This is a genomic window from Azospirillum sp., from assembly GCF_035628975.1.
GTDB lineage: Bacteria > Pseudomonadota > Alphaproteobacteria > Azospirillales > Azospirillaceae > Azospirillum.
In genome coordinates, this window is the sequence record NZ_DASPIS010000002.1 from 83,434 (window position 1) to 108,340 (window position 24,907).

The 24,907-nt window shown below is 68.0% G+C and carries 23 protein-coding genes; 7 read left to right on the forward strand and 16 right to left on the reverse strand.

What is annotated here, in order from left to right; all coding sequences use genetic code 11:
* Position 1: 1 nt before the first annotated feature.
* The 3 genes from VD964_RS00495 to VD964_RS00505 are packed head-to-tail and all read left to right on the forward strand — an operon-like array spanning position 2 to position 2,127.
* A complete protein-coding gene (locus VD964_RS00495) occupies positions 2-661 on the forward strand; it encodes a 3-oxoacid CoA-transferase subunit A (protein WP_324864430.1) in 660 nt (219 codons plus the stop codon).
* 17 nt (positions 662-678) lie between these two features.
* Positions 679-1,326 (forward strand): 3-oxoacid CoA-transferase subunit B, encoded by a 648-nt coding sequence (locus VD964_RS00500; protein WP_324864432.1) that lies wholly within the window; start codon positions 679-681, stop codon positions 1,324-1,326.
* A gap of 12 nt (positions 1,327-1,338) precedes the next feature.
* Entirely contained in the window at positions 1,339-2,127 is a 789-nt protein-coding gene (locus VD964_RS00505) for a 3-hydroxybutyrate dehydrogenase (RefSeq protein WP_324864435.1), read from the forward strand.
* Positions 2,128-2,196: 69 nt separating this feature from the next.
* Here VD964_RS00505 and VD964_RS00510 read toward each other — a convergent pair whose 3' ends face one another.
* The 5 genes from VD964_RS00510 to VD964_RS00530 form a co-directional block, all read right to left on the reverse strand.
* Positions 2,197-2,577, reverse strand: coding sequence for a ribbon-helix-helix domain-containing protein (locus tag VD964_RS00510; RefSeq protein ID WP_324864437.1), 381 nt, complete (start codon positions 2,575-2,577; stop codon positions 2,197-2,199).
* Between the two features lie 107 nt (positions 2,578-2,684).
* Complete coding sequence (locus tag VD964_RS00515) at positions 2,685-3,395, reverse strand: Crp/Fnr family transcriptional regulator (RefSeq protein ID WP_324864439.1); 711 nt, start codon at positions 3,393-3,395, stop codon at positions 2,685-2,687.
* A gap of 77 nt (positions 3,396-3,472) precedes the next feature.
* Complete coding sequence (locus VD964_RS00520; RefSeq protein WP_324864441.1) at positions 3,473-4,225, reverse strand: TfuA-like protein; 753 nt, start codon at positions 4,223-4,225, stop codon at positions 3,473-3,475.
* Positions 4,222-5,493, reverse strand: coding sequence for a YcaO-like family protein (locus VD964_RS00525; protein ID WP_324864443.1), 1,272 nt, complete (start codon positions 5,491-5,493; stop codon positions 4,222-4,224). The genes VD964_RS00520 and VD964_RS00525 overlap by 4 nt, the downstream gene beginning before the upstream one ends.
* Before the next feature lie 121 nt (positions 5,494-5,614).
* Positions 5,615-5,812, reverse strand: coding sequence for a hypothetical protein (locus tag VD964_RS00530; protein WP_324864445.1), 198 nt, complete (start codon positions 5,810-5,812; stop codon positions 5,615-5,617).
* A gap of 168 nt (positions 5,813-5,980) precedes the next feature.
* Here VD964_RS00530 and VD964_RS00535 point away from each other — a divergent pair, with 168 nt between their 5' ends.
* Positions 5,981-6,271, forward strand: a complete 291-nt coding sequence (locus tag VD964_RS00535) for a ribbon-helix-helix domain-containing protein (RefSeq protein ID WP_324864447.1) — start codon at positions 5,981-5,983, stop codon at positions 6,269-6,271.
* A gap of 7 nt (positions 6,272-6,278) precedes the next feature.
* Here VD964_RS00535 and VD964_RS00540 read toward each other — a convergent pair whose 3' ends face one another.
* The 4 genes from VD964_RS00540 to VD964_RS00555 form a co-directional block, all read right to left on the reverse strand.
* The gene (locus tag VD964_RS00540; protein WP_324864449.1) at positions 6,279-9,452 is read right to left on the reverse strand and encodes an ATP-binding protein; all 3,174 of its coding nucleotides are present in this window, start codon (positions 9,450-9,452) and stop codon (positions 6,279-6,281) included.
* A gap of 244 nt (positions 9,453-9,696) precedes the next feature.
* Positions 9,697-11,562 carry a dihydroxy-acid dehydratase gene (gene ilvD / locus VD964_RS00545; RefSeq protein WP_324864451.1) on the reverse strand — a complete coding sequence of 622 codons (1,866 nt, stop codon included), beginning with the start codon at positions 11,560-11,562 and terminating at the stop codon, positions 9,697-9,699.
* Between the two features lie 224 nt (positions 11,563-11,786).
* The gene (locus tag VD964_RS00550) at positions 11,787-12,131 is read right to left on the reverse strand and encodes a four-helix bundle copper-binding protein (protein WP_324864452.1); all 345 of its coding nucleotides are present in this window, start codon (positions 12,129-12,131) and stop codon (positions 11,787-11,789) included.
* Between the two features lie 85 nt (positions 12,132-12,216).
* Positions 12,217-12,696: a DUF2934 domain-containing protein gene (locus tag VD964_RS00555; RefSeq protein WP_324864454.1), complete on the reverse strand. Its 480-nt coding sequence runs from the start codon at positions 12,694-12,696 to the stop codon at positions 12,217-12,219.
* A 244-nt stretch (positions 12,697-12,940) separates the two neighbouring features.
* Between VD964_RS00555 and VD964_RS00560 the strand changes: the two genes are divergently transcribed.
* The gene (locus VD964_RS00560; protein WP_324864456.1) at positions 12,941-14,566 is read left to right on the forward strand and encodes a hypothetical protein; all 1,626 of its coding nucleotides are present in this window, start codon (positions 12,941-12,943) and stop codon (positions 14,564-14,566) included.
* Here VD964_RS00560 and VD964_RS00565 read toward each other — a convergent pair.
* Positions 14,563-15,501, reverse strand: coding sequence for a glycosyltransferase family 9 protein (locus VD964_RS00565; RefSeq protein ID WP_324864458.1), 939 nt, complete (start codon positions 15,499-15,501; stop codon positions 14,563-14,565). The genes VD964_RS00560 and VD964_RS00565 overlap by 4 nt on opposite strands.
* Positions 15,498-16,763: an O-antigen ligase family protein gene (locus tag VD964_RS00570; RefSeq protein WP_324864460.1), complete on the reverse strand. Its 1,266-nt coding sequence runs from the start codon at positions 16,761-16,763 to the stop codon at positions 15,498-15,500. Before VD964_RS00570 ends, VD964_RS00565 begins: the two co-directional genes overlap by 4 nt.
* Positions 16,764-17,291: 528 nt before the next feature.
* Between VD964_RS00570 and VD964_RS00575 the strand changes: the two genes are divergently transcribed.
* Entirely contained in the window at positions 17,292-18,158 is an 867-nt protein-coding gene (locus VD964_RS00575) for a GNAT family N-acetyltransferase (RefSeq protein WP_324864462.1), read from the forward strand.
* 123 nt (positions 18,159-18,281) lie between these two features.
* Here the strand turns inward: VD964_RS00575 and VD964_RS00580 are convergent, their stop codons facing one another.
* The 5 genes from VD964_RS00580 to VD964_RS00600 all read right to left on the reverse strand — a co-directional run bounded on the left by VD964_RS00580 (position 18,282) and on the right by VD964_RS00600 (position 23,504).
* Positions 18,282-20,009 (reverse strand): methyl-accepting chemotaxis protein, encoded by a 1,728-nt coding sequence (locus tag VD964_RS00580; RefSeq protein ID WP_324864464.1) that lies wholly within the window; start codon positions 20,007-20,009, stop codon positions 18,282-18,284.
* A gap of 320 nt (positions 20,010-20,329) precedes the next feature.
* A complete protein-coding gene (locus VD964_RS00585; protein WP_324864466.1) occupies positions 20,330-21,223 on the reverse strand; it encodes a LysR substrate-binding domain-containing protein in 894 nt (297 codons plus the stop codon).
* Between the two features lie 23 nt (positions 21,224-21,246).
* Complete coding sequence (locus tag VD964_RS00590; protein ID WP_324864468.1) at positions 21,247-22,284, reverse strand: sodium-dependent bicarbonate transport family permease; 1,038 nt, start codon at positions 22,282-22,284, stop codon at positions 21,247-21,249.
* Between the two features lie 146 nt (positions 22,285-22,430).
* Complete coding sequence (locus tag VD964_RS00595) at positions 22,431-22,703, reverse strand: GNAT family N-acetyltransferase (RefSeq protein ID WP_324864470.1); 273 nt, start codon at positions 22,701-22,703, stop codon at positions 22,431-22,433.
* A gap of 93 nt (positions 22,704-22,796) precedes the next feature.
* A complete protein-coding gene (locus VD964_RS00600; RefSeq protein ID WP_324864472.1) occupies positions 22,797-23,504 on the reverse strand; it encodes an RNA pseudouridine synthase in 708 nt (235 codons plus the stop codon).
* Between the two features lie 414 nt (positions 23,505-23,918).
* On the opposite strand from VD964_RS00600, the gene galU reads away from it, so the two are divergent.
* Positions 23,919-24,788, forward strand: a complete 870-nt coding sequence (gene galU, locus VD964_RS00605; protein ID WP_324864474.1) for a UTP--glucose-1-phosphate uridylyltransferase GalU — start codon at positions 23,919-23,921, stop codon at positions 24,786-24,788.
* Positions 24,789-24,907 lie beyond the last annotated feature (119 nt).

Consider the following 24,907-nt stretch of genomic DNA (forward strand, 5'->3'; position numbering starts at 1 on the left):
CATGAAGAACAAACTCGTTTCCCTGGAAGAGGCCGTTGCGCGCATTCCCGACGGCGCCTCCCTGCTGATCGGCGGCTTCATGGCCGTCGGCGGCCCCAACCGGCTGGTGGACGAACTGATCCGCCAGGGCAAGCGCGACCTGACCATCATCGCCAACGACACCGCCCGGCCCAACAACGGCCTGGGCAAGCTGGTGGTGGAGAAGCTGGTGCGCCGCGTCGTCACCAGCCACATCGGCCTGAACCCCGAGACGCAGAAGCAGATGATCGCCGGCGACATCGAGGTGGAACTGGTGCCGCAGGGCACGCTGGCCGAGCGCATCCGCGCCGGCGGCGTCGGGCTGGGCGGCGTCCTGACCCCCACCGGCGTCGGCACCACGGTGGAGGAGGGCAAGCGCACGGTCGAGATCGACGGCGTCACCTATCTGCTGGAAATGCCGATCAAGGCCGACTTCGCTCTGGTCGCCGCCAAGCAGGCCGACCTGTACGGCAACCTGACCTACGCGCTGACCGCGCGCAACTTCAACCCGCTGATGGCGATGGCCGGCGCCACCGTGATCGCCGAGGCCGAGGACATCCTGCCGGTCGGCTGCATCCCGCCCGACGCCGTGATGACGCCGTCGGTTCTGGTCGACCACATCGTCACCGCCACGCCGCGCTGATCGGGGAGTATTGAGCCATGGATGAAAAGACCCTGATCGCCAAGCGCGTCGCGCTGGAGCTGATGGACGGCGACCTCGTCAACCTGGGCATCGGCCTGCCGACCCTGGTCGCCCGCTACGTCCCCGCCGGACGGCACGTGTTCTTCCAGTCGGAGAACGGTATCCTCGGCATGTCCGGCCCGATCACCGGGGCGGAGAACCACGACCTGACCGATGCCGGCGGCTCGCCCATCTCGGCCCTGCCGGGGGCGGCGTCCTTCGACAGCGCCTTCTCCTTCGGTCTGATCCGCGGCGGCCATCTGGACGTCACCGTGCTGGGCGGCCTGCAGGTGGATCGCGAAGGGCGGCTCGCCAACTGGATGGTGCCGGGCAAGATGGTGCCGGGCATGGGCGGGGCGATGGATCTCGTCACCGGCGCCCGCCGGGTGATCGTCGCCATGCAGCACAGCGCCAAGGGCGAACCGAAGATCGTCGAGCGTTGCGCCCTGCCGCTGACCTCGGTCCGCCGGGTCGACCTGGTGGTGACCGACCTCGCCGTCATCGAGCCGACCGACGCCGGCCTCGTCTTGAAGGAAACCGCCCCCGGTGTCACGGTGGAGCAGGTGATCGCCAACACCGGGTGCGAACTGATCGTCGCCCCGGATCTCCGTCCCATGCCGCTCTAAGGGTAAAGAACAATGACCAATCTGAAGGGGAAGGCCGCGCTCGTCACTGGGTCCACCAGCGGGATCGGCCTTGGAATCGCACGGCAGCTTGCAGGCCAGGGCGCCGACCTGATGCTGAACGGCTTCGGCGACGCCGCCTACATCGCCGAGCTGTGCCAGTCGCTGTCGGCGGAGTTCGGCGTGCGCGTCGCCCACAACGGCGCCGACATGTCGAAGCCCGAGGAGATCGAGGCGATGGTCGCCGCCACCGAGGCGGCCTATGGCCGGCTGGACGTGCTGGTCAACAATGCCGGCATCCAGCATGTGGCGCCGGTCGACGCCTTCCCGGTGGAGCGTTGGGACGCGGTGATCGCCATCAACCTGTCGGCCGTCTTCCACGGCACCCGCGCGGCATTGCCGGGCATGAAGGCGCGCGGCTGGGGCCGGGTCATCAACATCGCGTCGGTGCATGGCCTGGTGGCATCGGTCAACAAGTCGGCCTATGTCGCCGCCAAGCACGGCGTGATCGGCCTGACCAAGGTGACGGCACTGGAACTGGCGGAGTCCGACATCACCTGCAACGCCATCTGCCCGGGCTGGGTGCTGACGCCGCTGGTGCAGAAGCAGATCGACGCGCTGGCCGCCTCGCGCAGCCTATCGGTGGAGGAGGCCGGGCGCGAGTTGCTGAGCGAGAAGCAGCCGTCGAAATCCTTCGTCACCCCGGAACAGCTGGGCGAACTGGCGGTGTTCCTGTGCTCGGAAGCGGCCGGCAACATGCGGGGAGCCGCGCTGACCATGGATGGCGGCTGGACCGCCCAGTAAGGCGGCCCTTCCAATGCCGTAAGGGGGGTGGGCCGAAGTGCCCGCCCCTTCCCGGAATCCCGGCCCTTCTCAGCTTTCGCTGGTGGCGGGAACCGTATCGAAGGGGGTGGCGATGAACGGACGGCCCTGGCCGTGGCCGGCGCGGGCATGGCCGCGTTCGGTCGCGGCCTGCCGGAAATAGCCGACCACGAACACGCGCAGTGCGTTCGCGAGCGATACGCCGGCCTGGGAGGAGCGGCGGCCCTGCTGTTCCATGCGGTCGCGGACATCCCCGCACAGCTCTTCCACCGTCAGGTCTTCCCGCTGGGAGATCTCCTCGAGCCCTTCCCAGTAGGACGGCTCCAACCGGATGGAGACATCGCGCCCGGACAATTTCAGCGTGCGGGGGACCAGGGAGGCGACACCCGCAAATTGACCAGTGCGAGACCTATTGTTCCCATCGCTCGACATGCTCTTAATTCCTCGTCCTGCCCGTGCGATTGCCCCCAACGCGCGCTCACTATAACGCGACTACAACCGGCTTTGGGAACAAAACTTTCGGCAGGTAAGGATTCTCCCTAGGGAGCCCGTTCGGGATCCCCGGCCATGTCCTTGAGCAAGGCCAGATCGTTGATGACGATAAAACCTTTGGCATATGTCACTGCGCCGGTTTTGCGCAGGGCGCCCAGACACTTGTTCACCATTTCGCGGGTGACGCCCAGCATGTTGGCGAGTGCTTCCTGCGACAGCGGCAAGGTCAGGCGCAAGCCGGCCGGGGTCGGCTGTCCGTAGCTGTCCGACAGCAGCAGCAACCTGCGGGCGAGCCGGCGCGGGACGTCGTGGAACACGGCATCCTCGATGTTCTCCGACACCCAGCGCAGCCGGTCGCACAGGACCACCATCATGCTGGTGCACAGGCGCGGATGGCGTTCCAGGAAGGGAATGAAATCGGCGCGGTCGATACGGTAAAGCTCGACCGGGCGCAGGGCGACGGCGGCGGCCGTGCGTTCCCGGCCGTCGATCAGGCCGATCTCTCCCAGGACATCGCCGGCCTCCAGGATGTTCAGCAGCATGGTCTTGCCATCCGCCGAGGAGGTACGGATGGCGATCTGGCCCTTCAGCACGGCGAACAGGCTGTCGCCGGGATCGCCCTTGTCGAAGATGATCCGGTCGGCATCGAAGCGGACGATACGGCCCAGCCCCAGCATTTCCGCCATTTGCCCGGGGTCGAGTTCTCCGAGCAAGCGGTTGCGCCTCAGCACCGCCGCCACATCCATGGGCGCGTTCATCCATCCGTCCCGGCACCGTTTCACACCGCGGCGGCGACAATCGCCACCCCGGCGCGATCAGTCTACCGAAAACGCACCTACATCGCGAGGGGGGCGGCGTCGCGCAGGGCACGTTCCCACAGGACGGTTCGTTCGAAATGGAAACGGGCTTCCGGCACCGCATCGTTGCCGGCGGGACGACCGAGGCGCCGTGCCATGCTGCGCAGCATCGCCTTGGCATCGTCGCGCTTCTGGTCGAAGCGGCCTTGCGGCAGCCAGCCGCGGAACGCCGCCAGTTCGTCCGCCGGCAGGCCGATGTCGCCACCCAGCCGCAGCATCCGGCCATAGCCGCGCTCGCGGTAAGGCAGCTCCTTGGCGATGGACTCCAGGCGCAGGGAGGTTCCGGCGGTCAGCACCCGGTCGGCCACCGCGTCGGACAGGGTGCGGCGGATGTTGACCATCGCCTCCGACAGTGCGGTGTAGCCGAGTTCGGCCGGGCCGTGGATCACCGCGACCTCGTCGTCGTCCTCCAACCGGCCGTCGCGGAACGCCTCGAAGATGGCGCCGACGCCGACCATGCCGAAGGGATACAGCTCCGCCGCGCGCAGCGCCCCCATGCTGGAGGCGCCGAACACCGGGATCCCGGCATGGATGGCGTAGAGGATTTCCTTATGCCAGACCGACGGCACGCTTTCGAAGAAGCCGTCGATGATGCCGATCGCCGCCGGCTTCTCCGCGCACAGGCGCAGCACGTCGCCCTGGGCGACCGGAGGCAGGTAGGTGGCGTCCAGCTCCCGCGCCGCATCCTCGCGCGGCAGGGTGGGGCCAAGGAAGACATAGACGCCGCTCATGCCGCCTTCTCCATGGCTTGGGTGCCGAGCACGCGCAGGCCGCGTTCGCCCAGCAGGTAATCGGGGGATTCGTCGGCACCCTCCAGCCCCGGCACGACGACGCGCACGACGGGGATGCCGAATTCGGGCTTGGTCAGGTCGACCGCCACCGCCTCTTCGATGCCGACGGCGCGCAGCCGGTCGAGCTGGTGGGCGAGGTCGGCCTCGATGGTGGGGGCAGTGCTGGTCGGGCAGTGATGGAAGGAGCGCCGGCCGGTGCCATCGACGATCATTGCCTTCCAGCGGGCATGGTGGGCGGGGTCGAGGTGGCGCTCGTATTCGGCGCGGGGCATGTCGTCGCGGGCGCCGGCTATGAAGGTCAGGCGGCTCTGCGCCGCCTCGGTCAGGGCGCGGGACAGGGCGATCTCGCGCGCCACATGGCAGCCCATGCCGGTGGCCGGGCGGATGGAGTGCTGGGGCAGTTCCTCGCGTTCGACGATGCGGCAGAGGAAGGCGGGGAGGCCGACGTCGCTGGTGGTCTCCCACACGCCGACGGCGACGCCCGCCGCCTCGAACCGGTCGATCAGCGAGCGGCAGACCGGATCGTCGATGCTGTCCAGGTCGATGCGGGTCGTCGCCTGGGCGACCGGGTCCTGCAGGCGCCACAGGGTGGTCGCGTCGCGCTCCACCAGTTCGGTGACGGCGTGGCTGATCGCCTCCACCTTGTGGTTGCCCGACGCCAGCCCGTTTGAGCCGGCCAGGAAGGCGCCGTGGCCGGGGGCCATCGGCACGGTGAAATTCAGGTGGACCATCTCGAACGGAACCCATTTCGGGCCGCCGTTCAGCAGATCCTGCCCCTCGATCCACAGGATGGGGCTGTTGGGGTTGAAGCTGCCGGTCGACAGCCGGGGCAGGCGGTCGACGTCCACCACCGGGTGGGTCCAGCGCAGCTCCTCGAAGCTGGCGAACTTCAGCGGCAGGGTGATGCGTTCGGCGTGATAGCTCTCGATCGATTCCATGACCCCCGACGCCTTCGCGGCGGCGAGCGTCACTCCCTTGCCCTGCGACACCGAGATGGAGCGCGAGTTCGGCCGCGTCACCATCACCACCGGAATGCCGACGGCATCCAGCCCGGTGACGTTGGCGACCCGGGTGATCCCCATGATCGGCAGGAACGGGGCGACCCGAGCCAGGGTCTGTTCGGGCGCCATGACCCGGTGGGTGCCGACCGTGTGGGCCTTCACCGCATCCGAAACGGAGGCTTTGACATCGAGCAGATCGAAGGGCATCGCGGCTTGTCCGGGGCGGAGGAAAATCGAGAGAGCGCGTCCCGTTCCCGGGTCCGTGGCCGGTCAGCACCTGAAGCGGTGCTGGAGGCCACGGTCCGAAGAACCGGAACCGGGAACCCGATCAGGCGCCCGGGGTGATCATGATGCGGGCGGCTTCATGGTCGGCGGACTGGAAGCCGGCGCGGTCGCCCGAACGGACATGGGTGCGGGCGGTGGCGATGGCGCTGTCGGCGACCTCGGACACGCCATTGGCAGTCACGGCATACAGACGGCCATCGGCGCCACGGATCATCGAAGCCTGGGAGATCGAAACGTTCATCAAGCCATTCCTTCAAGTGTGTGATGACGCTGAACTCTTCACATTCGAAGGGATGTTTCGCTGTGAAGAATTTCACAGTGCTGATTTTGCGTCGGCGGGTAGACAGATGTGCAGGCAGCGTCGTGTCTGCGCGGGTTGCCGCCGTACAGGGCATAGGGGAGCGGTGTGATGTTCATTCAGAAGAAGGCGACTGGTCGCATGCCCGGCATCATTGATCTCGATGCCCTGATGACTTGGCCGACGGTGACTTCGCGCACTATCCCGCTGCCTGGGCGGAGTGCCCGCGTTCGGTTGGAGACAGCAGTCTGGCACGGGCTGGACGACATCGCGCGCAAGGAACGTCGGCCGCTTCAAGAATTGTGCCGGGACGTGGACGCATCGCGACCGTCAAATACGCCACTGACCAGCGCAATTCGCAACTACGTTCTCGACTATTATCGGCAAGCTGAGGCGCGCTAGTCTTGCGCTATGCGGTCGATCTCGTGTCGATCATGCCGGAATGGTGAGCCATTGCGGTACCATTGCGTAAAGTGGCACAACGATCGGCCGTCCGGAAAAGCGAAAGTTGCTTCGCTTTTTCTTCAGCATTCAGAAGCGCTTTTATCGAATTCTCGCTGCCATTATTTAAAATAAATGCTGCTTCAGCATCGAGCGCCTCTGCTTTGGCAAAGTATCCAATCCTACCGGTATCTTTTGCCAACAACAAAACCATTCTTGCCTGTTTCCTCGCCTCTTGCGGTCTGCCAGCAATCAGAAAGGTCTCCCCAAGCCAGAGATGAACTTGGTGGATATAAGCATTTGCGCTTTCTCCGCGAGAAACTGCGAGTGAATTTTCGAATAGATCAAGCCCCTTCTCAACGCTTCCGCGCAGCACATGTGAGTAAGCAGTTGCGCCGATCAGGAAAGCGCGATGAAGGCGTGAGTTTACCGCTTCACAGAGATCTAAAGCTAATTCAAGGTACTTGAGAGCAATATCTGTTTTCCCCAGTAATAGATTTGCTAGGCTGATGTGCTCATAGGCAAACAGGCGGGAGAAATTATGCGCACTTGCTTCCGCCGCATCTACTGCAGTTTTAGCTGCAGCAATTGCTTCAGCATCATGACCGATTTCCGCATAGCTGCGAGCCAAATTCGAGCATATGCCGACTTCACCGACCACAGCTAAGCCAAAGCGCTCGTATGAACGGCGAGCAGACACAAGGTTATATGCGCTCGAAAGTACTTCGCATCCTTGAGCGTATAGTCCTTTTTCGGCAAGTATACCGCCAAGACGGCCGAGAAGCTGTACACGGGTATTCAGGTCGAATTTTCCATCATCAGCTTCTAAGCCTTGCTCACTATAATGAATAGCTTTGTCGATGTTCCCGTGTGCCCATTCTATTGCGGCCAGCATTGACGACGTGCGTGCATAACGACGTGGATCCGGTATGGACAATGAGAGTTGCCTTGCCTGTTCCAGTGGATGACCGGTATCGGTGAGGCCGCGCGGAAGATTGGCGCGTGCCAGGGCGATGGAGCCGTCGATCCGCCGCAGGCGGTTGCGTGGCGTGTTCGGGCAACGATTCAGTGCATCCAGCGCGTTCCGGTAATGTCGGCTCGCATCCTCCAGCCGGGAGCGCAGCTCCGCCCGCACGCCGGCGCGGCGGCCGAACAGGTGGGCGACCGGCCAGTTCTCCGCCATGAAGGCGTGGTGGGCCAGCAGGTCCAGGCGATTCGGCAGGTCGTGGTCGCGGCGGTGGCGCAACGCCTCCAGAACGCGGGCATGCAGCGCCCGGCGGTCGGACTTGGTCAGGGTGGCGTAGGCGACCTCCTGGATCAGCGCGTGCTTGAAGGAATATTCCAGGTTGGGCAGCAGGCGGGTGCGCAGCACGAAGCCGGCGCGCTCCAGATAAGCCAGACAGTCCGACAGCTTCGTCATCGGCATGCCGGTCAGGGCCTGGAGCAGTCCGACGTCGAAGGTCGTGCCGATCACCGCAGCGTTCATCAGCAGCCGGCGCCGTTCCAGCGTCATCAGATCCATGCGCTCGGCCAGCAGGGCGTGCAGCGTGCGCGGCAGCTTGTGGACCACCAGCGGATCGATCAGCCGGTAGGCGCCCGGCGTGCCTTCGATGGCGTTGGTTGCCTCCAGCGTGCGCAGGACCTCCTCCAGATAGAGCGGAACGCCCTGGCAGCGGGCGGCGACCTGGGCCTTCAGCTCCACCAGCGACCAGTCCGGCCCCAGCCAATGGGCCAGGAAACTCTGCACCTGTTCCGCCGACAGCATGCCCAGTTCCATGCGCCGGCCACCCGGGCGGCCGTTCCAACCCTGCTCCTGCGACTCCGGCCCCAGCGGCGGCGGCCGCCGGGTGGCGAGCAGCAGAAGGCGGGAGCCGGAGCCCGGCAGGGCCTCGGCCAGCCGTTCGAGCAGCCGCACCATCACCGGCCTCGCCCAGTGCGCATCCTCGACAAGAACCAGCAGCGGCCGGCCCACGACGCCGTCCATCGCCTCGCCGGCGGGCTCGGCGCCGTCGGGGCGCCGGAACGGAGCCGCCAATTCCAGCGTCGCGCCCACCAGCCCCTCGATCCCGAGCGACAGATGCTGTGCGGCGTCCAGACCGGTCCACAGCGGATCCAGGCTCGGCCGGCCGAACAGCGTGCGCACCGCGTCGCCGGCCAGCGAACCGGAACGGCGCCCGGCCGCTTCGCAGACCCAGTCGATTCCCTGCTCACTGGCGCAGCCGGCCACCTGCTCCGCCAGGCTCAGCGCCACCGCCTCCAGATCGTCCGGATCGGCCAGCCGCCGGATCGGCATCTGCGGCCATTGCAGCAGGGTCCAGCGCCGGCTGCGCGGGTCCCGCAGGAATTCGCCGACAAGGCGCGACTTGCCGATCCCGGCCTCTCCCTGCAGCAGGAGCTGGACCGGCGTCCCGCCCTCCACCGCATCGGCCATGGCGAACAGGGCCGCCACCTCCTGCTCCCGGCCGACACAGGGGGCATTGGTGGCGGACAGCAGGTCGGTGGCGGTGCGGCGCACGGCGCGGGCCCCGTCGAGCAGGAAGGCCGGCATCGGCTCAACCTCCTCCGACAAACGGAGGCTCCCCATCGGGCGCACCGCGACACCGACCGGGATCAGGTCCAGCGTGTCGCGGGTGAGTTGGGCGGTGTCGGAGGCGGCGCGCTGCTGCAGCTTGGCCGCCATATGCACGCATTCGCCGACCGCCCGGTAATCCGTCCACAGGCCGTTGGTCACCACATGGGCGACCGCATCGCCGGAGCTGATGCCGATGCGGATGTGGAAGATCGGGCGGCCCTGTTCGTCGCGGGTGGCGCTGAGGATGTCCTGGGCGGCCAGACAGGCGCGCAGGGCGTGGTCCTCCTTGGCGCCGGGAGCGCCGAAGGTCGCCAGAAAGCCGTCGCCCAGCATCTGGGTCACCGTGCCCTCGAAACGCGGCACCGCTTCCGTCACGCGGTTCAGGATGGACAGGAGCAGATCGTCGGCGTCTTCGGGATCGCGGCCGGCAACCATGGCGGAGGAGCGGACGATGTCGACGAACATCGCCGTCACCACCTTGCGTTCGCGCGGCTTATCGGCGGACAGGCGCGATGCATCCTGTCCGGGACCGCCGTCGTCGGTCGCTGTGCCCCACATGGCGTCCGCCATGCCCGCCCCCCTCGCGAAAATCGCGTCGGCATATTAGAGCATGCATTTCGAATTTTGCGAACATCCGAGCGATGCATCGCTCCAAGAAATTCGCGCAGGCGGAAGCTAGCATATCCTTGTATGTAATTCTGCTCAAAAAGAAAGCGCCGCGACTTGCGCGGCGCCTTGATTGTTACTTGTGATGAATGTTTGCCGTGCCTGACTCGGAGAAATATGACACGAGCGCAGGCGAAGGGTCCCCCGCTCAGCGGCGGACGGCGATGTTCTCCACCTGGGTCACGTCGCGCACGGCGCCGCGGTCGGCGCTGGTGGTCAGGGCGGCATAGGCGCGGAGCGCCGGGGAGACCACGCGCTCGCGGCTGGCCGGCTTCCAGGCATCGACGCCCTTGGCGTTCATCGCGTCGCGGCGGCGCTGCATCTCCTCATCGCCGACGGCCAGGCGGATGATGCGGTTGGGGATGTCGATCTCGATGCGGTCGCCGTCCTGCACCAGACCGATGGCGCCGCCCTGCGCCGCTTCCGGCGAGACGTGGCCGATCGACAGGCCCGAGGTGCCGCCGGAGAAACGGCCGTCGGTGACCAAAGCGCAGGCCTTGCCCAGCCCCTTCGACTTCAGGTAGCTGGTCGGGTACAGCATTTCCTGCATGCCGGGGCCGCCGCGCGGACCCTCGTAGCGGATGACCACGACCTCGCCCGCCTTGACCACGTCGCCCAGGATGCCGGCGACGGCGTCGTCCTGGCTTTCGAAGACGCGGGCCGGTCCGGCGAAGACGAGGTTGGAGGCGTCGACGCCCGCCGTCTTCACGATGCAGCCGTTCTCCGCGATGTTGCCGTACAGCACGGCCAGTCCGCCGTCCTGGCTGAAGGCGTTCTCGGCCTTGCGGATCACGCCCTTCTCGCGATCGAGGTCCAGTTCCGGCCAGCGGCGCTCCTGGCTGAAGGGCACCACGGTCGGAATGCCGCCGGGGGCGGCGCGGTACAGGGTGTGGACGGCGGAATCCTGGGTGCACATGACGTCCCAGCGGTCCAGCGCCTCGCCCAGCGTCGGGGCATGGACGGTCGGAGTATCGCGGTTCAACAGGCCGGCGCGGTCCAGTTCGCCCAGGATGCCGAAGATGCCGCCGGCGCGGTGCACGTCCTCGATGTGGACGTCGGCCACTGCCGGGGCAACCTTGCAGACGTTGGGAACGTGGCGCGACAGCCGGTCGATGTCCGCCATGGTGAAGTCGATGCCGCCCTCCTGCGCCGCGGCCAGGATGTGCAGCACGGTGTTGGTCGAGCCGCCCATGGCGATGTCCAGCGTCATCGCGTTCTCGAACGCCGCCTTGCTGGCGATGCCGCGCGGCAGGGCGGTGGCGTCCTCCTCCTGATACCAGCGGCGGCAGAGGTCGACGGCGAGGCGGCCGGCGGCGAGGAACAGCTCCTTGCGGTCGGCGTGGGTGGCCAGGATGGTGCCGTTGCCGGGCAGCGACAGGCCCAGCGCCTCGGTCAGGCAGTTCATCGAGTTGGCGGTGAACATGCCGGAGCAGGACCCGCAGGTCGGGCAGGACCCGCGCTCCATCTCCGCCGCCTCCTCGTCGGAGACGGTCGGGTCGGCGGCGGCGACCATGGCGTCGATCAGGTCGACCGACTTGACCTTGCCGCGCCACTTGACCTTGCCGGCTTCCATCGGGCCGCCGGAGACGAAGACCGCCGGGATGTTCAGCCGCATCGCGGCCATCAGCATGCCGGGGGTGATCTTGTCGCAGTTGGAGATGCAGACCAGCGCGTCGGCGCAATGGGCGTTCGCCATGTATTCGACCGCGTCGGCGATCAGCTCGCGCGAGGGCAGGCTGTACAGCATGCCGCCATGGCCCATGGCGATGCCGTCGTCCACCGCGATGGTGTTGAACTCCTTCGCCACGCCGCCGGCCTTCTCGATCTCGCGCGCCACCAGCTGCCCCAGATCCTTCAGGTGAACGTGGCCGGGGACGAACTGGGTGAAGGAATTGGCGATGGCGATGATCGGCTTGCCGAAATCGCCGTCCTTCATGCCGGTCGCCCGCCACAGGCCGCGCGCGCCCGCCATGTTGCGGCCGTGGGTGGAGGTGCGGGAACGGTAGTGCGGCATGGATCGGTCCTCAGCTGGTCGATTTCGGCGAGTTGGCGAAAGGAATGGAACGAAACGGGTGGGCACCTTAGCAATCTCCTGTCGCCTGCGCCAGAGGCGCGATCCTGTCGCGGACGCCAGAGGCGCGACGGCGGCGTTGCCCTGCCATGCACGCCGTGAGGTCTGCGGCGACGGAGGGCGTGGAGGAGTGCTTGTGCCGGGGCGCCCGAACCGGCTGGCGTCCGTTACGCCGCCATGTGCGACATGGCCCGGCAGCTTTCGGCGCAGCGGCGGCACATGTCGGCGCAGCGCTTCATCATCGGGTTGTCGGCCATGCGGTCGCAGTCGTCGGCGCAGGCCGCGCAGATCTCGGCGCAGGCGCCGCAGGTGAGATGATGGAAGCGGGAGCCGCGGATCATGAAATCGGCGCTGGTGCGGCAGATGTCGACGCAGTCCAGCATCAGGCGGATATGCCCGGCCTCCGCATGCGCCCCGCCCTTGTTCAGGCAATGCGCGACGGTTTCCAGGCAGATCGTGTGGCAGTCGGTGCAGTTGCGGATGCAGTCGTCCATCGACGGCAGGACGGACATGGCTGGTCCTCCGGGGAAGGTTGCAGGATAAACCTGACAACCGGCCCCGGCGCCGCAGGGTTCCCTGATGGATGGGGGGCTGGGCTCAGCCGGCCGAAGCGGTCTTGCCGTTGTCCTTCTTTGTGGCACGCGGCGGCTTGGCGGAAGGAGCCTTGGCGGCCGAAGCCTTGGCGGCGGATTTTGGCGGCGCTTTCGCCTCGGGAGCTTTAGCGGGAGCGGCCTCTTCCGGCGGGCTTGCGGCGGCCTTCGACTTCGCAGGCTGCTTGGCGGATGCTTTCGCCTTTGGTTGTGCGGCAGGAGCGGGCTGGGCTTCCGCCGAGGCCTTCGCGACCTCCGACAGGGATTCGGCGGCGGCCCGGGTGCTCTTGCCTGCGTTCTTGGAGGTGCCGGTCCTCTTGCGCGACCCGGCGACCTTCTCGGTCGGCTCCAGCGCGCTGGCGCCACGGATTTCCGCTTCCGCCTGGGCCCAATGGTCGGCATCCCGGCCTTGCGGGTGGCCTTCGCTTTCCCACAACTCATGGGCGCGGCGTCGGATACGCTCCTGGATGTCGTCGGTATCGGCCATCGAGTCCCCCATTTGTCTGCCCGGCGGGTCTGCCATACCGTATTTTGTGGCAGCGACCCGCCAACGTTGCAAAGCCACTCGTGCGAGGCACCACGAAAGAGGCGGAGACTCCCGACTCCGCCGTTCCATGAGGGCAACACCGTGGAATCGGAGTGGTTCCCGAAGGGAACGGGAGACAGTTCCCAACCGGCGCATTCCATGCCACAAGGCGCCCGCCGACCTGAACCGTGAGCGCAGGAAGCCGATGACGCCCGTTCCCTCCACCGCCCGTCCGTCCCTTCTCGACCGCGTCGCGGCGGCGCCCTGGTGGCTGCTGTGCGCCGGGCTCGCCGCGGCGATGGCGCTGTCGATCCTGCTGGTGGGGTTCCGGCTGCCTTACTGGGTACATTCGGACCAGGATCTGGTGCTGGCCTATCATGGGCTTCTGTTCGGCGACGGGCTGCCGCAGGAGTATTTCGACCATCCCGGCTACGGCTATTTCCTGGTGATCGACGTCTGGTACCGTCTGCTGCATGCGGTTGGGCTGCTGCCGGTCGCCACCCTGTCGGCCCTGCCGCCGGGCAGCGACGTCGCGGCGACGCAAGCCGTGTGGCAGTCGCTGGTCCAGGCTGGGCGGGCGCTGTCGATCCTGCTGACCGCCGCCTTCGCCGTCAGCTACACCACCCTGCTGCGCGGGCTGGTGGGCGACAGGCGGGTGGCGCTGCTGGCCGGCATCCTGCTGGCCTTCGGCGTCGGGCTGACGGCGCAGGGGCGGCAGATGCGCACCGACCTGCTGTCGGCCGGCTTCGTCGTGCTGGGGCTTCTGCTGGTCCTGCGGGCGGTGCGGCCGGCCGATGGCCGTCAATGTGGCGGCGCGTCGCTCATCCAGCTGGCGTTGGGCGGACTGCTGGTCGGGCTGGCGATGGTGACCAAGGTGCAGGCGGTGTTCCTGGCAATGGGGCTGCCGGTTGCGGCGATCCTGTTCGGGCAGCGAGCGGAGCCGGACGTCGCGCCGGGCAAGGGCTGGGGCGTGGCGGCACTGGTCGGGCTGCTGGCGGCCGCAGCGGCGGTGCCGGCCTTCGGGCTGATCCAGGCGGGGCTGGCCGGCTGGGGGCGGGCGGTCTACCCCTACACCCCCGTCGGCGGCGGGCTGTCGGGCGGCGGCTATCAGAGCATCGTCGCCGGCTGGGTGCTGGGCGGCATCCTGGTCCATGCGGTGGTCCATCGGGTGCCGGCGAGCCGCGCGGTGGCCGGGGCCGCGGCGGTGCTGCTGGGGCTGGCGGTCGGGCTGCTGGCGCTCGACATCCGCTGGAACGAGCAGAACGCCATCGCCGTGGCGAACTTCGTCGAGCACATGTTCGTCTTCTCCTCCTGGCGGCATGGCGCGGCGCTGCAGGGCCAGGGGAACGTGGTGGGGCAGGGGACGCTGGCGCTTCTGCTGGCGGGCATCGGCCGTACGCTGGCGATCCGCACCATCGTCCTGCACCCCGACAACATCCCGCAAACCATCATCGTGGAGTGGTTCGCCATCGCCGGGGCGGTGGTGCTCTGGCGGCGCGGGCAGAGGCTGGCCGCCGTGCAGGCGCTGTTCCTGCTGCTGGTGGCCTGGGGGCTGGAGGCTCTGTTCTCGCTGCGCGGCTTCCAGCGCGCCTATGCCGCCTACACCGACCCGCTGGCAATCCTGTCGGCCGCCTGGGTGCTGGCGCGGATGCCGGGATTGCTGGAGCGGACCAGGCCGCGGCGCTGGCTCCTGGGGGGCGTGGCGCTGGTGGTGGTGGCCGCCCATGCCTGGCCGATCATCGAGACCCGCCGCCTGCCCAACCCGGTGACCCATTGCGAGTGGATCCCGATCTACATGCCCAAGGTTGCGCCGTTCCCCTTCTGCCGTTAGGCGCCGTCCCCGCCGCCGGCACGGTCCAGCGCTTCGACCACGCCGGCGCTGTCGATGTCGGCGAAGTCGGGGCGGTGGTGGATCAGCACGCGCGGGCCGGTGCTGTGGATCGGGTTGGACGCGTCGGAGAAGACGACCACGGTGGGACAGCCGACCGCGGCGATCAGGTGGGTCGGGCCGGTGTCGTTGCCGACCGCCCCCCAGGCCCGGCGCGCCAGCCCGCCCAGTTCCGGCACGCTGGTGCGGTCGGTCAGGTCGACGGCCTGCGGGCAGTAATCCGCGATGGAACGGGCGAGGTCGCGCTCGATCCCGGTGCCGATCACCGCCGGCACGATGCCGCGCTCCGCCAGCGCCGCCGCCACCTCGGCATAGCGGCGGACCGGCCAGCGCTTGTCCGGTCGTCCGGGGGAGGAGCCGGGGACCAGCAGGGCGAAGCGCTCCGGCAGCCCGAATCGGGAGATGTCGGCGTCGAGCCAGGACAGGTCCGGCGTCTCGTCCGGCACGATGCCGAAGGGGGCGAGCTGGCGGACATAGCGCTCGCGCACCGGCACCTTGCGCCGCCCCTCGTAACGGTCGGGATGGGAGGCGCCATGGGCGGTCCCCGACCATTCCGGCCAGGGGCCGGGGAACAGCAGGCGGTGGTACAGGTCGGTGCGCGTCTGCGCCTGGAGGTCGTAGACCCGGTCGAAGCGATGGGCGCGCAGAACCTTGCGGATCGCCAGATAGGCCGACAGCGAGCGGTCGCGCGGATCCTCCAGCACCTCGTCGAACAGGCCGCTCATGCGGGCGAGCGGTGCCAGCGAGGGCAGGGTCAGCAGCGTCACCCGGTCGCCCGCATGGTGGCGGCGGATGGCGGCGAAGGCGGTCTGGGCCAGGAAGAAGTCGCCGAAGGCGCCCAGCTTGATGACCAGGATGCGGAGCGGGCGCTTGCTCATCGTGTCTGTTCCCCGATACGGGCGGCCAGCCGCAGCATCAGCGCGGCGGCCAGGAAGCCTGACATCCACCAGGGCTGCCAGATGCCGTAGGCGGTGCTGCCCATCGCCAGCGCCGCGGCGAACAGCGCCAATGCGAAGGGCTGGTTACGGCGGTCGAGCCGGGCGGTGGCGGCCAGAAGCATCAGCAGCACGGCCAGCGCCAGCGCCGCGCCGACCGCCCCGGTCTCCAGCCAGACCTGAAGGAAGGCGTTGTGGGGGTGCAGCGGCAGCAGGCTGTCGCCGATCGGCGAGAACTCCGACACCGCCCCTTCCGGCGGCAGCGAGCGCGAGGCGTCGATGCCCTGGCCGAAGACCGGCGTACGCAACGCGCGCTCCGCCGCATGGCCCCAGATCTCCACCCGGTGCTGGGCGGAGCGGAACAGCAGGCCGGAATGGTCGAGGTCGAGCGGGCCGGAGAACAGCAGGGCGGCGGGCAGCACCAGCAGGAAGGCGGCGCTGACCGCGGCGGCGAACAGCCGGCGGGTCCAACGGGCGGACGCCTGGGCGGCGGCCAGCGTGACCAGCCCGGCGGCGATGCCGAGCATGGCCGACCGGCTGGTCAGCGGCAGGCAGGCCAGCGCATAGCCCACCGGCATCAGCAGCGCCGGCGCCCGGCGTCCGAAGCGGTCCATCGCCAGGGCGGCCGGCCACACCAGCAGGCAGAGCAGCGCCGCCGTCCGCTTCGGCACATTGCCGTTCAGCAGGTTGGGCAGCTGGTCGTCGGGGACGCCGTTCCACCAGCGGTTCAGCGGGAAATCCAGCGCTGCCTCGACTGCGAACAGCAGCCCGCCGGCCAGCCCGCCGGCCAGGAACAGCCCGGCCAGCCGCCGCACCTCCGCCGCCGGCAGCCCGGCGATCCAGGCGCCGCCGGCCAGCGCGCCGAGCGCGATGTAGCCGATCTCCCCCACCGTCGCCGCCGCGCGGTCGGACGGGCTCCACAACGAGGTGGCCAACGCCAGCGCCAGGAAGGCGGTGACCGCCGCGACCGCAGGCGTCAGCCGCAGGATGCGCCCGAACGCGCCCTGCCGCGCCAGCCCGGCCAGCGACAGCAGAAGCACGAGGATCGCCCACACCGGCAGCCCGCGCGGCGCGACCGCGGCCAGCGGCCCCAACAGCAGGGCCGCTGCGCCGGCCAGCACCCGCAACATGGCGTCGATCCCGGCGGCGGGCGCCGAGGTCGGGGCGGAACGGGACGTGGCGAGGTCCGGGGTGTTGGCGGGCATGGACTCGGAGGGGATCAGCGGAAACCGGCGGGGACTTAACCGCACTCCCGCCGCGAAAGCAACGGCGCGCGGTCCGCGCCCGTGGGGCACCGGGTGGGACGTTTGAAACAGCATGAAACAGGGTTGCGGGTGGCGTTCCACTGTTTCATCCGACGGCGGAGGGGCGCGCAGGCGGTGCGGGACTGAACATTTGAAACGCCGTGAAACAGGAATCCGGGCGTTGTTCCATCGTTTCATCGGGTGGCGGAGCGGCGTGAGGATGGTGCATGGCGGTCCCTTCCCAACGGCCGGCAGGATGATGTTCCTATCATGGATGTCGGCCGCTGGGAAAAGGGTAGGTGAAAATTCGCGTGCCTCTCTTTCCCCAGGGGGCGGGGTGAGTGGGAAGCGCGGCGGGCTCTTTGCGAAAACTCTGCGGCGCATCCCCCTCACCCTAACCCTCTCCCCGGGGGGGAGAGGGGATCCTTTCCGTGCGGCGTGTTGATGGTTACGCTGTGTCCTGTGGGGACGCGTTCGAAGAGGGCCGAGATGCTGGGAACCGAAGAGCAGGAGACCGACGGCTACCGCGTCCGTGTGATGAGCCGGGCCGAACTCGATCTGGCCGTCGATTGGGCGCGGGCGGAGGGCTGGAACCCCGGCCTGAATGATGCCGGCGCCTTCCATGCCGTCGATCCGGCGGGTTTCCTGGTCGGGCTGCTCGACGGCCGGCCGGTGGCCTCGCTGTCGGTCGTGCGGTATCCCGGCAGCTTCGGCTTCCTCGGTTTCTACATCGTGCGGCCGGAGGCGCGCGGGCGGGGCTATGGCTGGCGGCTGTGGCAGGAGGGGCTTCGCCATCTGGAGGGCTGTACCGTCGGCCTGGACGGCGTGGTCGCCCAGCAGGAGAATTACCGGAAATCCGGCTTCGCCCTGTCCCACCGCAACATCCGCTTCGGCGGCACGGTGCCGGATGGCGCGGAAGGGCGGACGACGCTGGTGGACGCCCGGACGGTGCCCTTCGACCGGCTGGCGGCGCTGGATGCGGACCTGTTCCCGGCGCCGCGCCCCGGTTTTCTCGCCAACTGGATCGCCCTTCCCGGCGCCACGGCGCTGGCGGCGGTGAGCGGTGGCGACCTGACCGGCTTTGGGGTGATCCGCCCCTGCCACAGCGGTTTCAAGATCGGCCCGCTCTATGCCGCCGACGCCGGGGTGGCGCGGGATCTGGTGCTGGCGCTGGGCCGGGCGGCCGGCGCGGGGCCGGTGTTCCTCGACGTGCCGGAGCCGCACGGAGCGGGCTTGCGGATGGCGGAGGAGTTGGGGCTGTCGCCGCAGTTCGAGACGGCGCGGATGTATCTGGGCCCGGCACCGGCGACCGATCTGGCGCGGGTGTTCGGGATCACGAGCTTCGAGCTGGGGTGAGAGCCTGTGAGTTTTCAGGCGCTTCTCTCGGCCCTTATCCCCGCCTTTGCGGGAATGAGGGCCGAGAGAAGCTCGTGACGAGATCCGATGCGAAGCGGCTCAAGCGAGCGGTGCTTCTCCGCGTCAGGCGGAGCGCACTTGCTGGATGAAACGGTCCACCTCCGAAGACAGCTTCTCGGAGTCACGGAAGAGTTCGCGAGCCGCTTCCAGGACCTCCGAAGCGGCCTTCCCAGTGCCTTCAGCCGCGTGCTGCACGCCCACGATGTTGGTCGAAATCTCCTGGGTACCCTGCGCCGCCTGCTGGACGTTGCGCGCGATCTCCCGCGTCGCCGCATCCTGTTCCTCGATGGCTGCGGCGATGGTTGTAGCGATCTCGTTGATTTCGCCGATGGTGTGGGTGATCTCGGTGATCGCGGTCACCGCGCCGCCGGTTGCCTGCTGCATGGCGTTGATCTGCGCCGAGATCTCCTCGGTGGCCTTGGCGGTCTGATTGGCGAGGTTCTTCACCTCCGAGGCGACCACGGCGAACCCCTTGCCCGCTTCCCCCGCCCGCGCCGCCTCGATGGTGGCGTTCAGCGCCAGCAGGTTGGTCTGCGAGGCGATGGAATTGATGAGTTGCACCACGTCACCGATCCCCTTTGCCTGCTCCGCCAGGGTCTGGATGGTGGTGTTGGTGGTCTGCGCATGATCGGCGGCGCGTCGCGCGATGTCCGCCGATTGGCCGACCTGCCGGGTAATCTCGCCAATGGAACTGGCCATCTCCTCGGAGGACGCCGCCACGGTCTGCACGTTGGCCGAGGTCTGCTCGGTGGAGGCTGCCACCGAGGTGGCCTGCGCCCGGCTCTCCTCGGCCATCGCCGAGAGTGCCTGCGAACTGCCCTGCATCTGCGTCGCTGCCGACGACACCTGAGACACGACGGTCTTCACGGTGGCTTCGAACCGGTTGGCCAGGTCGTGCATGGCGCGCTTGCGCTCGGCCTCGGCCCGGGCCTTCAGCCCCTCCTGCTCGGCGCGCAGGCGGTCGCTCTCGATCAGGTTCTCCTTGAAGACCTCCAGCGCCTTGGCCATGGAGCCGACTTCGTCGCCACGCTCCAGGGCCGGGACTTTGATCGTCTTGTCCCCGCTTGCGAGTTTCCGCATGGCATCGGTCATGTCACGGATCGGGGTCGAGACGCCGGCGATGATCATCCAGCAGGCCCCTACCGAGAAGAGACCGCCGCCGATTATCATGCTGATCAGCATCAGACGCACGTTGCCGTACAGTTCGTCGCCCTTCTTGCTCGCCGCAACGCCGCCGTCGACGTTGATCTGGATGAGGCGGTCGAGCGTTTCGCCCATCTTGTTGTACGCCACGCGCGACTTGCCCTTGAAGGTCGCCGTCGCCTCGGCGTTCCGCATCGCGCGCGACAGCTTCAGGATTTCCTTGTTGCTCGCCAGATAGTCGGCCCAGGCTTGCTTGTACTCCTGATAGACGACGCGCTCTTGCGGGGAGGAGATCAGCCGCTCGTACTTGGCCTCCAGAGCCTGGATCGCCGCGGCCAGCCGGTCCATCTCGCGTTCCGCCTCAGCCATCTCCTCATTGCTGGACGACAGGATGTGAATGCCCTCCGAGATGCGGAAATCGCCGGTGGCCGTATTGAGGGCGCCGCTCCACTGCGTGCTCGGCAGCCAGTTGTCCTCCATTTCGGTGCTGAGGTCGTTGACCCTGCCGACGCGGTCGATCGAGAACAAGCCCTCACCGACGATGAGCAGCGTCAGGCAGGCAAAGGCGATCAGCAGCTTGGATCGGATGGTGACTTTGTTCATGGTGCTTTCCTGGGATGACCGAGGCGTGGCGGCGAAGGCGCGCACACAACCAAGAGCATATAACTTATGGCCTAAATGTAATGGGCGTTAATACTCCGAAACAATATGTGGCAGATCGCCGCGATCAGCCGCGATCAGCCGCGATCAGACGCGTGTGGCCTTCTTGCCGGCCCCTCTCGCGTGTAGAAGTCGGATAGAATCGTCAGTTGTCGATGCAAAGTAGAAGTGTCGGTGGAACAGGCATCGGCTGGGCGGTTCCGGCAACGTTCGAAGCTGTGGAATGAGCGCCGCGATAGCGATCGTGGCGGGATGGTTGGCGGAACGCTTCTCGTTTGGAGCGGCGGTTCGGCGGAACTGCTTATGCCTCACCCCGCCGCCGTCTTCTCCAGCGAGCGGATGATGTGTTCCGCCAGCAGGTCCACCGCCTTGGGCAGGGGGCCGGGCTGGCGGTAGAGGGCGGTTTCGATGTCGGGCAGGTCGGGCAGGTCGTGTTCGGCGTTCACGATGTGGAAGCCGGGGGCCAGCATGTCCTTCGGCAGGATGGTGACGCCAAGCCCAGCCGTCACCGCGGCCTTGATGCCGGCGAGGCTGGGGCTGGTGTAGGCCATGCGCCAGGGGCGGCCGCGGGCGTCGAGCGCATCGATGGCGCGCTTGCGGTGGATGTCCGGCGGCGGGGCGAGGACCAGCGGGACCGGGGCGCGCGCATCGAGGATCAGGCGGTCGGACGCCACCCAGAACAGCGGCTCGCGCCACACCTTCACGCCGCCGGCCGGACCCTGCGGCTCCCGCTTGCACAGCACGAGGTCGTATTCGCCGCGGGAAAAGCGGTCGAGCAGGTTGACGGTGAAGTCGCACTGCACCTCCAGCGCCACCTGGGGATGGGCGCGGGAGAAGCGCCACAGCACGTCGGGCAGATGGGCGGTGGCGAAATCCTCCGGCGTGCCGAGGCGCACCACGCCGCCCACCTCCGGCTCCATCAGCAGGGCGCAGGCTTCGCCCGCCATGTCCAGCAGGCGGCGGGCGTAGGTCAGCAGCACCTCTCCATCGGGGGTCAGGTCCAGGCCGCGGCCCTCGCGCAGGAACAGCCGCTTGCCCAGCCCGTCCTCCAGCCGCTTGATCTGCAGGCTGATGGTGGACTGGGTGCGGCCCAGCCGCTCCGACGCCCGGGTGAAGCCGCCGCTGTCCACGATGGTCACGAAGGTGCGCAACAGGTCGAGGTCGAAGGGCGGCAGGGGAGCGGGCATGGCGGGCGGCTGCATGGTCGTGGTTCCGGCTCGGCCGGTCAGCTCAGCACCGCCCGGCTCACTGCGAGGTAGAGTGGAATACCGACGAGGATGTTGAAAGGAAATGTGATGCCCAGAGACAGCGGAAGCGACAGGCCCGGCTCCGCCATCGGCAGGGCGTGGCGCAGCGCGGCCGGCACCGCGATGTAGGACGCGCTGGCGCACAGCGTCACCAGCAGGGCGGCGTCGCCGAGGCCGAGCCCCAGGGCGGCGGCGGCGGCAAGCCCGATGACCGCGCCGATCAGCGGCATGACGATGCCGAAGGCGATCAGCCGCGGGCTGAGCGACGCCGCTTCCCGCAGTCGGGAGGTGGCGAGATAGCCCATCTCCAGCAGGAACAGGCACAGCACGCCGTCCCAGGGGGCGATGAACAGGCCGTGCAGGCTCTGCAGGCCTGGCTTGCCGATGACGAGGCCGACCAGCAGCGATCCGGCCAGCAGCAGGACGGAGCCGTTGAAGGCGGCCTCGCGGATCGCGTCCTTGATCGAGCCGCCCTGGGCCGGTTCACCGCTGCCGGTCCCGCCCAGCGGAACCGACCCAAGTGGAACCGATAGGGTGGCGCCATTGCCGCCCGCCGCGACGCCGGACACCATGCCGGTGGCGCCCGCCAGCAGCAGGCCGCTGACGATCGCCGGGGCTTCCATGATCGCCAGCGCCGCGACCATGTGGCCGCCGAAGGTGACGCCCTGGCTTTCCAGCAGCTTGGTGGCCGTGACGAAGGTGACGAGGCTGACCGATCCGTAATGGGCGGCGATGGCGGCGGAGTTGACCTGATCCAGCCCGACCACCGAGCGCAGCAGGCCGAAGCCCAGGATCGGCATCAACAGGCTGAGCAGCGCGGCCGTCAGCAGCAGCGGCATCACGGCGCCCGCATCGGCGCCGGCCAGGGCGACGCCGCCCTTCAGGCCGATGGCGACCAGCAGATAGGCGGCAAGCGCCTTGCCGAACCCTTCCGGGAATGGAATGCGCGCCCCGGTCAGCGCGATTGCGGCGCCAAGGCCGAAGAACAGAATCGGTGCGGACAGCAGCGCGTCCATAATGGATCATCCCTCGTCATAATCGTCAGCGCGGGCCTTGCCGCACTGCGGTAGCCCTTGGCCGGACGCTAACGAGGGATAGGGCTAATGGGAAATTGATAGTTTTCGGCGCTTCCATTGATTTTCTCAATGGGTGGCGGAGAGCCTCACGCCAGAAGGTCGTCCTGCCGGTTGCGGCGCATCCACATGGCGGCGTAGCTGCACAGGGGCACGATCTTCAGCCCCTCGGCACGGGCGGCCTCCATCACGCCTTCCATCAGGCGGCCGGCGGCGCCGGTGCCGCGCAGCGAGGGCGGGGCCTCCACATAGGAAATCACCAGGGTCCGGCCGTTGCGGCGGTAGTCGGCGTAGACCGTCTGGTTGCCGACCGCCAGTTCGAACCGGTTCATGGCGTGGTTGTCGGTGACCGCCTGTCCCATCCTGATCGCTCCGTCGGTTGCGGGGGGCCTTGTCCTTGTAACAGCGGGATGCGGCGGATAAGGCGGCAGTCCCCCTTTTGCGCGGGAGTGCCCTTACTCTCCCTGCCAGCCGCAGGCGGACAGCGCGACCTGCATATGCAGCGGTGCCGGGGCGACGGCATCGACCGCCGCATATTCGAAGGCCATGCGGAAGGCGACGGAGCGGGCCAGCAGGTGCAGGTTGCCGGGGGGCAGGCGTTCGGGGCCGTAGAAGGGCTCCCCCACCAGCGGGCAGCCGATGGCGGCGCAATGGACGCGGATCTGGTGGGTGCGGCCGGTGCGCGGGCGAAGCTCCAGCCAGGAGCGGCCATCGGCGCTGGTGCCCAGGACGCGGTAGTCGGTGACCGCCGGCTGGCCGGCCGGATCGGGCAGGATGGTCCAGGGCGAGCGGCCGGCTCCCGAGGCGGATTTGGGCTCGATCCGCTTCAGCAGCGGCAGGTCGATCACGCCGGATTCGGCCGCCGGAATGCCGTCGGCGACCGCCCAATAGGTCTTCTCCACATGGCCGGCGGCGAACATCTGGCCGAGCCGCTTCAGCGCCCAGGGGGTGCGGCCCAGGATCAGGCAGCCGGCGGTGTCGCGGTCCAGCCGGTGGGCGAGCTTCGGCGGCTCCCCGTCGGATTCGCCGAGGAATGGCAGGTAAAGCTCCAGATGGTCGGTGATCCGTCCGGCCTTGTGGACGGCCAGACCGGCCGGTTTGTCGATGACGAAGCAAAGCTCGTCCTGATGGAGCACGCGGGCGCGCAGCGAGTCGGGGGTCATGGGCCGCAACATGGCCGCCGCCATACCCTTCGCGCAAGGGCCGCGAACCGCATGTCATACGGAAAGCGGGCTGGTACAGCGATGGCGGGACCACGGTCCGAAGCCGGCAGCGGCACGGTGTCGCGCCTTTGATTTTCCGTCCTTTTACAAGCGTTACTGCCTATGAGAAAGGTCCGGGGCGGCGTCGGACCTTGCGGATAAAGATCGGCCTGAATGAGGACATTCGGCCGGTTTTCATTTGATTTCGGCCGCCCGGACTAGCCTTTTGCCCGGTCTCGGAAGGTTTGTTGCGCAGTCGCGGAAGGCGTGGCAGAAAGCCCGGGAACACGGTCGTGCTTCCGCCGGCTCCGCTTGCGGTCGGGCAATGCCGTGGGACCATGGATTTGACTTCGCCTCAACCACAAGAGACGTCCAATGCGGAAACCCGTGCGCAAGGTGGTGTTCCCGGTCGCCGGTCTCGGCACGCGCTTCCTGCCGGCCACCAAGGCCATCCCGAAAGAGATGCTGCCCCTGGTCGACCGCCCCCTGCTGCAGCACGCCGTCGAAGAGGCGCGCGCCGCCGGCATCGAGGATTTCGTTTTCGTCACCGGCCGTTCCAAGCGCGCCATCGAAGACCATTTCGACGCCGACACCGAACTGAACCGCACCCTTGAAGAGCGCGGCAAGATGGATGCGCTGGAGGAGGTCCGCCACAGCGAGATCGCTCCCGGCCGCTGCTTCTACACCCGCCAGCAGGTTCCGCTGGGCCTCGGCCACGCCGTGTGGTGCGCCCGCGCCCTGATCGGCAACGACCCGTTCGCCATCGTGCTGCCCGACGACTTCGTCCAGGGCAAGACCCCCTGCCTGAAGCAGATGGTCGAGGCGTACGAGGAGGTCGGCGGCAACATCGTCGCCGTCGTCGACGTGCCGCGCGAGCGCACCAGCAGCTACGGCATCCTGGACGTCGAGAAGGACGACGGCCGTCTGGCCACCGTCCGCGGCCTGGTCGAGAAGCCGAAGCCGGCCGAGGCGCCGTCGACCCTGTCGATCATCGGCCGCTACATCCTGCAGCCGGAAATCTTCGACCATCTGGAAAAGCAGCAGCGCGGCGCCGGCAACGAAATCCAGCTGACCGACGCCATGGCCAACCTGATCGGCAACCAGCCGTTCCATGGCCTGCGCTTCGAAGGCACCCGCTACGACTGCGGCGACAAGGTCGGCTTCATCGAGGCCACGGTCGCCCACGCGCTGAACCGGCCGGACATGGCCGACAAGGTGCGCGAGATGCTGCGTAAATATTGCTGACCGACGGGCAGCATGCATGATGCCGCGCCCGCCCCGTCCCCTGATCCGGACGGCGGCGGGCACGTGCGTTTGCGCTGCCTGACGATAAGAGCCGGCCGCGTCGAACGGCCTGCCACGAG

Bases quoted from the DNA above. Each gene is read 5' to 3' on its own strand.
- VD964_RS00500 (WP_324864432.1), top strand. From the start codon at position 679: ATGGATGAAAAGACCCTGATCGCCAAGCGCGTCGCGCTGGAGCTGATG.
- galU (WP_324864474.1), top strand. From the start codon at position 23,919: ATGCGGAAACCCGTGCGCAAGGTGGTGTTCCCGGTCGCCGGTCTCGGC.
- VD964_RS00525 (WP_324864443.1), bottom strand. From the start codon at position 5,493: ATGCCCTTCGATCTGCTCGATGTCAAAGCCTCCGTTTCGGATGCGGTG.
- VD964_RS00535 (WP_324864447.1), top strand. From the start codon at position 5,981: ATGTTCATTCAGAAGAAGGCGACTGGTCGCATGCCCGGCATCATTGAT.
- VD964_RS00510 (WP_324864437.1), bottom strand. From the start codon at position 2,577: ATGTCGAGCGATGGGAACAATAGGTCTCGCACTGGTCAATTTGCGGGT.
- VD964_RS00575 (WP_324864462.1), top strand. From the start codon at position 17,292: ATGCTGGGAACCGAAGAGCAGGAGACCGACGGCTACCGCGTCCGTGTG.
- VD964_RS00560 (WP_324864456.1), top strand. From the start codon at position 12,941: ATGACGCCCGTTCCCTCCACCGCCCGTCCGTCCCTTCTCGACCGCGTC.
- VD964_RS00495 (WP_324864430.1), top strand. From the start codon at position 2: ATGAAGAACAAACTCGTTTCCCTGGAAGAGGCCGTTGCGCGCATTCCC.
- VD964_RS00600 (WP_324864472.1), bottom strand. From the start codon at position 23,504: ATGACCCCCGACTCGCTGCGCGCCCGCGTGCTCCATCAGGACGAGCTT.
- VD964_RS00515 (WP_324864439.1), bottom strand. From the start codon at position 3,395: ATGAACGCGCCCATGGATGTGGCGGCGGTGCTGAGGCGCAACCGCTTG.
- VD964_RS00505 (WP_324864435.1), top strand. From the start codon at position 1,339: ATGACCAATCTGAAGGGGAAGGCCGCGCTCGTCACTGGGTCCACCAGC.
- ilvD (WP_324864451.1), bottom strand. From the start codon at position 11,562: ATGCCGCACTACCGTTCCCGCACCTCCACCCACGGCCGCAACATGGCG.
- VD964_RS00570 (WP_324864460.1), bottom strand. From the start codon at position 16,763: ATGCCCGCCAACACCCCGGACCTCGCCACGTCCCGTTCCGCCCCGACC.
- VD964_RS00555 (WP_324864454.1), bottom strand. From the start codon at position 12,696: ATGGCCGATACCGACGACATCCAGGAGCGTATCCGACGCCGCGCCCAT.
- VD964_RS00595 (WP_324864470.1), bottom strand. From the start codon at position 22,703: ATGGGACAGGCGGTCACCGACAACCACGCCATGAACCGGTTCGAACTG.
- VD964_RS00540 (WP_324864449.1), bottom strand. From the start codon at position 9,452: ATGGCGGACGCCATGTGGGGCACAGCGACCGACGACGGCGGTCCCGGA.
- VD964_RS00590 (WP_324864468.1), bottom strand. From the start codon at position 22,284: ATGGACGCGCTGCTGTCCGCACCGATTCTGTTCTTCGGCCTTGGCGCC.
- VD964_RS00550 (WP_324864452.1), bottom strand. From the start codon at position 12,131: ATGTCCGTCCTGCCGTCGATGGACGACTGCATCCGCAACTGCACCGAC.
- VD964_RS00565 (WP_324864458.1), bottom strand. From the start codon at position 15,501: ATGAGCAAGCGCCCGCTCCGCATCCTGGTCATCAAGCTGGGCGCCTTC.
- VD964_RS00585 (WP_324864466.1), bottom strand. From the start codon at position 21,223: ATGCAGCCGCCCGCCATGCCCGCTCCCCTGCCGCCCTTCGACCTCGAC.
- VD964_RS00530 (WP_324864445.1), bottom strand. From the start codon at position 5,812: ATGAACGTTTCGATCTCCCAGGCTTCGATGATCCGTGGCGCCGATGGC.
- VD964_RS00520 (WP_324864441.1), bottom strand. From the start codon at position 4,225: ATGAGCGGCGTCTATGTCTTCCTTGGCCCCACCCTGCCGCGCGAGGAT.